This is a genomic window from bacterium (genome assembly GCA_030247525.1).
In the GTDB taxonomy this organism is placed as follows: Bacteria; Electryoneota; JAOADG01; order JAOADG01; family JAOADG01; genus JAOTSC01.
This window is the reverse complement of the sequence record JAOTSC010000139.1, coordinates 1-8,767: the sequence shown is the minus strand read 5'-3', so window position 1 is coordinate 8,767 and position 8,767 is coordinate 1. Positions and strand designations below refer to the sequence as shown.

Here is an 8,767-nt window from a genome sequence, read left to right as displayed (position 1 = left end):
AGCAAGTTCCAGTAACGTGACGACATCTTCCACGCCCTTCGCGAGCGTCTGATAGTCGGTGACCCATCGTTTTACTGCGGTTAATTCTTGCAGGGTTTTACGGGCAATTTCCGGTTCATTCCAGAACTCAGGATCCCCGCTCTTCTTTTCTAACTCATCAACGGCTTTCGCTTTCCCGTCGATGTCAAAGATACCCCCGGAGCCGGGTGACGCGCGCAGAAAGCTCCCGCGTCGTATGCATGAGATCGGTTAGGATTTGCGAAATCGGGATTTCTTGTGGAGTACGATTCACGAATTTCCTTTCAATAATTCCACACACCGGGACACATACCCAGTGGCACCCGCTTTTTGGAATGATTCCATTGCGGCGGGTAAAGATACGGAATCTCCCGTGATTTCCGCATAAATTAACGCCGCTCGTTCGGCAACCAACGGCCCAGCAGTCATTGGATCATCATCGACCGATTCACCGGCAAGCAGCGCTGCCTGATAACGCAGCAACCATCCGGTTTCGTCATCCTCGATTCGATGTTCCCTTGCAGTTTTTCGCTTTACCATCGCATCTGACTGTTTTAGCAAAGTTGCAGCTAATGCCAGTACAGAGAGAATAATTCCATACCGCGGCGATTGTTCTTCTTTTTGAATCGCTGAAGTCAACTCAAGGGCGGTTTCCGGCTGTTTTAAGTAAAGATGGGCAACCGAAAGGAAAAGTATTGCATCAATTTCCGAGCTTCGATTTCCGGCTTGTACTGCTAAGCGGCGAAGTTCAGATGCTCCTTCGACGACTTCCTGCCACAACCCGCGCATCGATGTGATTTGCATTAAGTTAATCATGCCGCTCTGTAACGGATCGACAGCGCCAAATTTTTCGCAAATTGTTACACATTCCCGGAACTGGGTTTCCGCCTCTTCCAGTTTGCCCTGCATTCCGGCTAAAATTCCGAGATTGGTGCGGATTGCCTGTTCGAGCACCCCATTATTGATTAACTTCGCTTGCAAGGTGCATTGCAACAACAACTCTTCTGCTTCGGCAAACTTTCGCTGCATGACATACACCCCGGAAAGCGAATTTCGGGCGCGGATTGCCCGGACTTTATCGCCGATCCGATCTAAAGTCGCAATCGTATCGCTTAATAGGCGAATCGCCTTTTCGTGTTCCTTATGGATCGTATAGAAGTGTGCTAAACTGGAACAAACAATCGCATAGTTGAGCCGGTCACCCACTCGTTCCGAGACTTCCATCGACTCGAGATAGGCATCTTCTGCCTGTTCGATCAAGCCACTGACTTGGTAAAGCGCTCCCAACACTAAATGTGCCCGGGCACGGAAAATATCGCTGCTTTCTTCGGTCAATAAATCGTGGCATTTTTGAATAATCTCAAGACCTTCTTTTGCCCTACCGAGCATGCGAAGATTGTCTGCCATCCGTAGTTCGCACTCGCGAGCTTCTTCGGTATCCTTGGGACATTGCTCATACGCTTTTTGCAGACTCTCGAAGGAAGCAGGAATCTTCCCTTGATCATACCACAAATACGCAAACTCCATCATCGTTTTCGCGTAATCAAGCGAGTCGGTCGTGGGATCAAGTAAAGCAAGCGCTTCGACCAATTTCGGCTCGGCACGTTGAAAATCGGCGTGTATCCGGCGAATCTTTGCTTCATCGAGTAAACAGTCAAGTTTGATGCGTTTAGCATTGGAAATCGGATATTGCTCAAGTAGCTCAATCGTTTTTTGCGCGGCGGTCAGAGTCGAACTCGAATCGTAGCGGAAGATTGCATACTTGCGCCATCGAATTAGCGCATCGATGGCATTTTCCGGCTCATTGGCGCCAAGCCAGTGCCGAGCCAACATTGGGGCAAATTCGTCGACTCGTTCGGCATAGAGCATTTGATAAGACTCGGCAGCTACCCGATGGAGGGCATCCCGATTCGATTTCAACAAAGCGGTGTAGGCTGCTTCTTGCGCTAATGGCGTTTTAAAGCGACCGAAATCGTCTTCAAAGGGGTGAAACCAACCGGATGTAATGAGACTCTCCCACGGTGGCGGCGGAAACTCCAATACTTCACCCATCCGCTCTACAATTGCTCTACGGAAACCGGCACCTTCGACAGAAGCTAACTGTACCCATTGCTTTTCATTTGGTTTTAAAGTATCGAGCCGGGAACGAAACAGTGCAGATAGCGATTCGGGCAAGCCAAACTCTTCGATCCATCCTGACAACCGCCAACTGCCATTTTCCGATTTGATTAGATGCCCTTGCGTTTCGAGAAACCGTCCCAGTTCCAATAGCAGTAATGGTGAACCGGCAGCACGGTCACGCCATAGGTTCATTACTCGTTCCGGCAACTCAAGACCGGGATACTGTGTTGTTATCAGCAGCTCGGCTTCGCGTTCAGACAATGGCGATAAATGAATTTGATCTAATTGCCGAAATCGATCCGGTAACACACCCTCGTTAAGATCGCGCATCACCATTTCACGCCAGATCGGAGCAGTTATTGCATCGCCTGCTTCACTCAATAGCCGCAAGGAGATGTCGTCATACCATTGCCCTTCTTCGAATACCCAAACTGTCTCTTGTTGCGGCAGCCGCTCAAACAACAACCGCAAAGCCGCAACTAATTCTCGAAAGAGCGCTTCACTCGATAAAGAGCGTAACGACGAACCGGCACCACGGATACCAAGCAATACACCGAGCCGCTCGACAACCGAATCGTTGTCAATGGCAAATTGTTCAAGAGCGGCTTTCAATTGGATGAGATCAATCGAATCGGGGCTCAATGATAACAAACGCCGCAGAAAAGCACCGATTAACCCATACGAAATGGGTATTGCCGCTGGGGGTCGAATCACAACAATCTTGCGAGAATAGTTTGCTAATACTTCGGAGATAAGCCGGCTTTTTCCAATTCCTGCGGGACCGGTTACAAATATCGGATGCGGGAGATCTTTTAACCATTCGCTCAATCGCGCCACTTCGCTGAAACGATCCACCATCGGAATCGACGCTTGCTCGAGACCATGTGCAGGCTGCAAGCCGGAAACTTCCACCACAGCAATAGACTGATCGAACCCTTTAACAGTGATTGTTCTTGGTTCGGAAACCTGAAAACGACCGTGGGTCTTTGCAAGAACTGCCACTGGAACCAGAATCCGATTGGTTGGGGCGTTTGACTCCATCCGCTGTGCAAGGTTCACCATCGCACCCATGGCAGTTTCCGATCCGGATTCGCTGGCAATCGTTCCCACGACGACTTCGCCGTAGTTTACACCGATGCGTATACTTAAATCGGGAAGGTTGCGGGTCGCAAGCCTTGCGTTAACTTCTTGAAGCTGGCGGATACACTCAAGTCCAGTAAGAAGAGCATGTTCGATATCGTGTTCGCTGGCACGTTCCGAACCGAACAACGCCATTAAACCATCACCAAGAAACTTATCGACACGACCGCTGAATTGCTTGATGATACCAGTAAACACCCGCAATGCAGTATCGGCAATCCGGCGTGCTTCTTCCGGGTCTAACCGTTGCGAAAGCTTGGTGAATCCTTGGATGTCAAGAAACAGGATCGCAACTTTGCGACGTTCCCCTTGCTCGAGTTCGATTTTCTGCTTTCTATTTTTTGCCCCGTCAAGCAAAGCATCGAATTCGTCATCCCAACCGAAGACGCCATCTGCCACTTGGTTTTACCGTCCATCGAAGAGGCGCTCGACAACAGCGCCGGGGTAGTACTGCTTGAGAATTTCCAAATAGGTTTTCTTCTTTAATGCCATCACAGCGGCACCGGTTTGGCACATGCCAACACCGTGTCCGAATCCGGCACCTTTGAACGTAAACTCGGTCGGAACACCATCGCGGTCGACTTCAGCCGTCACATAGAAACAACTGGATTGTAATGCCGTAGAAGAGAGTGCGCGACGGATAGCGAGTTCTTTCTTGACACGTAGATTTCGCCGGCTGCCAAGAAACTCAATTTCAATGATTCTCCCGCTAACTCCTCGGACAATCGGAACGATATCGTACACTGTTCCAATATCTTCGCCGAGTTTTTTTCGCATGATTTCTTCTAAATCACGGCGGGAAATCGTGACCTCCCAACGGAAATTCTTTGCCAAACGCATTAGGGATGCGACTTGGGTTATCCCTGCCGGATTAGAATAGACCGTAGGTTTGGAATCAATCCAACTACGGGCATCCTCTTCCCGTCGTAAGTCAAGTTTGAACTTTTTGCGATAGCTGTCGTCGGAATCTACTTTTCCTGTTAGGTAGGGCACGGGCGGCGCTGCCCATACATTCTCGCGGTTTTCAGTATGACCGCCGGAATTGGAGCAATACGATGCTTCCACCAATTCCTTCTGCCACCGCATCAATTCGCCACGGGTTTCCTGTACCGCTCTCGACGCACTTTCGATACGCCGGGTAACACCGGAGTAAACTTGGCAATGAACATGCGCACACAGATGATAGTGGTCGTTAATATGTTTGGTGCCAACTTTCGACAAGGTTTCGGAACGTGCGGCGACCGCTTGCGCTTTCAATGCTTCGAGAGGAAAATCGCTGGGCATTTCGGAAGGAAGCACCCCTTCGATATAATCGTCGAGGGAAAGTTCATTGATCGCTTCCATTTTCCCTTCGTTATCGAACCGAATCTCAATAGCGCCGCGGTAAGTACGATCCTCTTCTTTTTCCCACTGAAATCCACTGCCGATTTTTACAGCGAACAGCGTCGTTTCAGTATCATTTTCTTCTGGTTCGATCCGGAAACCGAGGTCGATGATTTCGGTCACTATCGCTTCGGAATCGTACACTTCGATTCTTCCAATAGTACCAGCGAGCCGGGAACGCACGACCCGGGGAGTTGTTGTTTCTACATGGCTCATCGCTTTGATGGCATCATGCTCGCGGGAATAGCTGCCGATGAGGATACGATAGCGGGTATTATTACCAACCTCACGATTGTTGACAACGATAGAGCCGCCGATCTTCTGCAGTGTCGCCGCGACTCCTTTTTGTTCGTATTTCCGACAAAGTTGTTGAGCCTCCAGTTCATTCGATCCGACTTCTGCCAATACCGAATAAGTGAAGCGCGCTGTTTGGACTGTCCCTTCCGGTTTTGACCGCCATTTAAGGTCAGAGTTGTGATTAGAAAGGATAACACTCCCATCCAATTTCGTTATCCGGAATTGTCCCTTCACCCGAAAATCGATTTTTTCGTAGCCTTCCAACAATCCGATTCGAATCAGAGGCTGCCCATCCAAAGTCGTACGTAAAACGTTCGGCTGAAAACTCGATTGTTGAGTAGAATACTTATTCTTAAGCGGATCCGGCACAGTCCCTTCCTCCCTACCTGGCGAAACGGTAACCAGCAAACATACTAATATAAGCGAAAAACAAGCGGCGCGGGTCAACTGCCACCCTTGCGGTAGCCGCGCGGTAACCATCCATTTTCCTCAGCATTCCGGTGCCATCGTTTTATTACCGCGCTGCCAACTCCACCAGAAACGGCAACAGTCATGGCACCCGTCAAGTTCCATAACAAGCGTAACGCTTCGCACAAATCTCGCAAATCAACCAGCAACTCCCGGCAAACTGGTGAGCCGGGATAGACACCTCCACCAACGACAGCAATCGTGTCGCAGGTTTCACGGTGGCACGCACTACCAAAGTGCGCAGCAATCGGAAGCGCTTCATCCACTGGTGCCAGTACCCAGGTTCTTCCCGGAGTGATGAGCTGTGCGGCAGGGAAACCGGGCAAGCGGATGCACTGCTCAAGCGGATCGACATCAGTGGAAAATAACTCAACTTGTTTACGCAAGGTTAATGCAGTAATCGGAGTCGGTGAAAATGCGCGATGGGATACAATCGTTCCGATTTTCCCGCTCTCAGCTAAACCAACGGCTAAGGGAACTCGACTGTCACGCGCTAATTCAACCGCATCGGTTTGTACCGCTTTCAATCCCGAGCGCGACAATGCCGCCAATTCGTCATAGTCCAACGTTTCTAACAATCGGGCGTCGGCCACATCGTGCGGATCGGCGGTAAAAATTCCTTCGACGTCTTTGTAAAGTTCGCAACGGTTCGCCCCCAACGAGGCGGCAATCGCTACCGCGGTTAGATCGCTGCCGCCGCGGCCTAAGGTCGTTACTTCCTTTTGTCGCGAAACGCCTTGAAAACCAGCTACGACAACAATTTTCTTCTCTTTAAGCGCTTCGCGAATCCGGTCGCCGCGTACTTCCAAAATTTTTGCAGCGCCGTGGTTTTCGTCGGTGATAATCCCGACCTGAGAACCGGTAAACGAAACGGCAGCTTGTTTTCCAGCTATCTGATTAATCGCCATCACAAGTCGGGTGGAACTCATTCGTTCTCCCACCGCCAATAGCGCATCCAACTCGCGACGGTCGGGATTGCTCGCGACCTCTTGTGCCATCTGGATCAGTTGATCGGTAAGATTTCCCGGCGCTGAAATGACGACGATTAATTCCTGACCACTCTCATGTAGCGCTAACAGTCGTTGGGCAATCCGCTTGATCTGTTCCGGTGTCTCGACAACTTTTCCACCATATTTTTGTACTAACAGTGGCATTGTTACCGCAATCCCAGTGCATCGCCCACAAAGTACAATCCGGGTTCACGGTTCACGAGAAAACGCACTGCTTGCAACACACCGGTTGCAAACGCACTGCGGGAAAACGCTTCATGAGTAAATTCCAGTCGCTCACCCGGACCGGAAAAAATAATTGTATGGGTACCGACAACTTCGCCGCCGCGGAGTGCGTGGATTTCTGGAGGCGTACCTCTTGCTGAACCGATGACTCTTGCCAATTGGAGCGCGGTTCCGCTCGGTTTATCAATTTTTAACCGGTGATGTTGTTCCACAATTTCGATATCGTATTCCGGTGGCAGCGAGCTTGCCGCTTGTGCGACGATGTCGTACAACAGATTCACACCCAACGATAAATTTGGCGCAAACAGACATGGGATATGAACGGACGACTCCCGCACTTCTTCCAATTGATTTTTCGATAGTCCTGTTGTTCCAACAACAATTGGTAAATGCAGTTGTGCTGCTAATCGGAAATGCTGCATCGCGGAAATTGGTTCAGTGAAATCGACAAAGATATCGGCATTACTATTTTCCGCAGAGCGTTCCGGCAACACCATCGAACCGTTTCTCAGTTTACCAACCGACCCACTGTCATTTCGCTCGAAAAGCTCGTGCAGCGTAATGTCGGATGTGGCAGAAATCTTTTGCGCGATGGCATCCCCCATGCGTCCCGCACCAAACAGAGCTACTTTTATCATCACGCCTCCCGTGCTTTGAGCAAAGCCTGTCGTAGGGGTTCAATCCATCCGTCGCTGAGTGGAACCAGTGGTAACCTTACATCCCCGCAATCCTCACCGATCATGCGCATCGCTGCTTTTACTGGCGCTGGCGATGTTTCAATAAATAATAATCTCATCAAATCGTATAGGGCGTAGTGGAGTTGTTGCGCTTCCTGCCAACGATTCGCTTTCGCCGCTTCATACATTCGCACAAATTGGTTGGGAGCGACATTGGAAAGCACCGAAACAATTCCATCAGCGCCAAGACCCAGCATTGGAAGGAAGAGCGAATCTTCCCCTGAGAGAATCGTCCAGCGGTTTCCAACGACTTGACGAATTTCAGTAAACCGGTCGAGATTGGCCACTGCTTGTTTGATACTCACAATATTGGGGGTGCTAAGCAAGGTAAGACAGGAATCGGGAAGTAATTCGCAACCGGTGCGCGAGGGGACGTTGTATAGCATCACCGGTAATTTTGTGGCGTTGGCTACCGCTTCAAAATGTCGAATCATCCCATTCTGAGTTGGTTTGTTGTAATAGGGGGTAATAACAAGGATCGCATCAGCACCAAGTTGTTCGGCAATCTTAGCCTTCTCAATGGAATGCATGGTGTTATTCGTACCAGCATTCGCGATTATCTTGAGTGAACCGCGTTCAGTAACAGCTATCCGTACCGCCTGTTCCCACTCATCGCTGTCAAGTACCGGGCCTTCTCCAGTCGTACCGGCAATCACTACTCCGTGAATTCCAGCATCGATTTGTTTGGCAATCAACGAGCGCAATCGACTCTCGTCCAAGGTTCCGTTCGCAAATGGTGTAACCAGCGCCGTATATATTCCTTCAATCCGAAGCACAACAACCTCTTAACCTTTAATTTGCAAATATAGAATTTTTTTCGAGTTCGTTCAAATGTGATGTTTTAGCCAACTCACAGGATTCATTGCATCTACCGGAATTTTGCCCTTATCTTTAGGATTGAATTTTCTCATAAAAGGAGAACAACATGACGCTTCGATTAAAAATCCTCGCGATGCTCTTGCTCGCAATATTGCTGGTAGCGGGCTGTTCGTCGCAATCGTCGGCGGAGCGCGATTTTCAAAGTCTGGTCGCCAAAGTAGAAAAGATTAATGTCGACCTCCGGAAGAAACAGTCGAATTTGCAGGAGTCAGTTCGCAAATTCAACCAGAAGTATCCTCAAATGCAAGTCGATACGCTGGCGCAAACCGCCTACGGACTCTCACCGGAAGAAGCGAAAGTCATGGGTGAACGAATTTCGGCGGAGAAAGACATTTCGACCAAAGGGTTACTCAACGAAATCGTCGAGTTAAACAAACAGGTCGAGGAATTGAAGAAGCAGATGGACGAAATGTCGAAACTGCTTCCTCCACCGCACGTCGTCTCCCGTGGCGAATCCCACTTCCAGATTTGTCTTGATTTCTTGATGAA

6 protein-coding genes are annotated in these 8,767 nt (G+C 49.7%); 1 reads left to right on the top strand and 5 read right to left on the bottom strand.

The window, feature by feature from the left end; translation table 11 throughout:
• Nucleotides 1-288 precede the first annotated feature (288 nt).
• From OEM52_11690 to dapA, 5 genes are read right to left on the bottom strand one after another with little or no spacing between them, the layout of a single operon-like run.
• On the bottom strand, nt 289-3,678 hold the full coding sequence (locus OEM52_11690; GenBank protein ID MDK9700798.1) for a tetratricopeptide repeat protein: 3,390 nt from the start codon (nt 3,676-3,678) through the stop codon (nt 289-291).
• A gap of 6 nt (nt 3,679-3,684) precedes the next feature.
• Complete coding sequence (locus OEM52_11685; GenBank protein ID MDK9700797.1) at nt 3,685-5,439, bottom strand: SpoIID/LytB domain-containing protein; 1,755 nt, start codon at nt 5,437-5,439, stop codon at nt 3,685-3,687.
• Nucleotides 5,403-6,581, bottom strand: coding sequence for an aspartate kinase (locus tag OEM52_11680; GenBank protein ID MDK9700796.1), 1,179 nt, complete (start codon nt 6,579-6,581; stop codon nt 5,403-5,405). The genes OEM52_11685 and OEM52_11680 overlap by 37 nt, the downstream gene beginning before the upstream one ends.
• Before the next feature lie 2 nt (nt 6,582-6,583).
• Complete coding sequence (gene dapB, locus OEM52_11675; GenBank protein ID MDK9700795.1) at nt 6,584-7,300, bottom strand: 4-hydroxy-tetrahydrodipicolinate reductase; 717 nt, start codon at nt 7,298-7,300, stop codon at nt 6,584-6,586.
• A complete protein-coding gene (dapA, locus tag OEM52_11670) occupies nt 7,300-8,175 on the bottom strand; it encodes a 4-hydroxy-tetrahydrodipicolinate synthase (GenBank protein MDK9700794.1) in 876 nt (291 codons plus the stop codon). The genes dapB and dapA overlap by 1 nt, the downstream gene beginning before the upstream one ends.
• Before the next feature lie 149 nt (nt 8,176-8,324).
• On the opposite strand from dapA, the gene OEM52_11665 reads away from it, so the two are divergent.
• The coding region (locus OEM52_11665; protein MDK9700793.1) for a hypothetical protein at nt 8,325-8,767 on the top strand (443 nt) is incomplete at its 3' end.

Bases quoted from the DNA above. Each gene is read 5' to 3' on its own strand.
- OEM52_11685 (MDK9700797.1), bottom strand. From the start codon at position 5,439: ATGGTTACCGCGCGGCTACCGCAAGGGTGGCAGTTGACCCGCGCCGCT.
- dapB (MDK9700795.1), bottom strand. From the start codon at position 7,300: ATGATAAAAGTAGCTCTGTTTGGTGCGGGACGCATGGGGGATGCCATC.
- OEM52_11680 (MDK9700796.1), bottom strand. From the start codon at position 6,581: ATGCCACTGTTAGTACAAAAATATGGTGGAAAAGTTGTCGAGACACCG.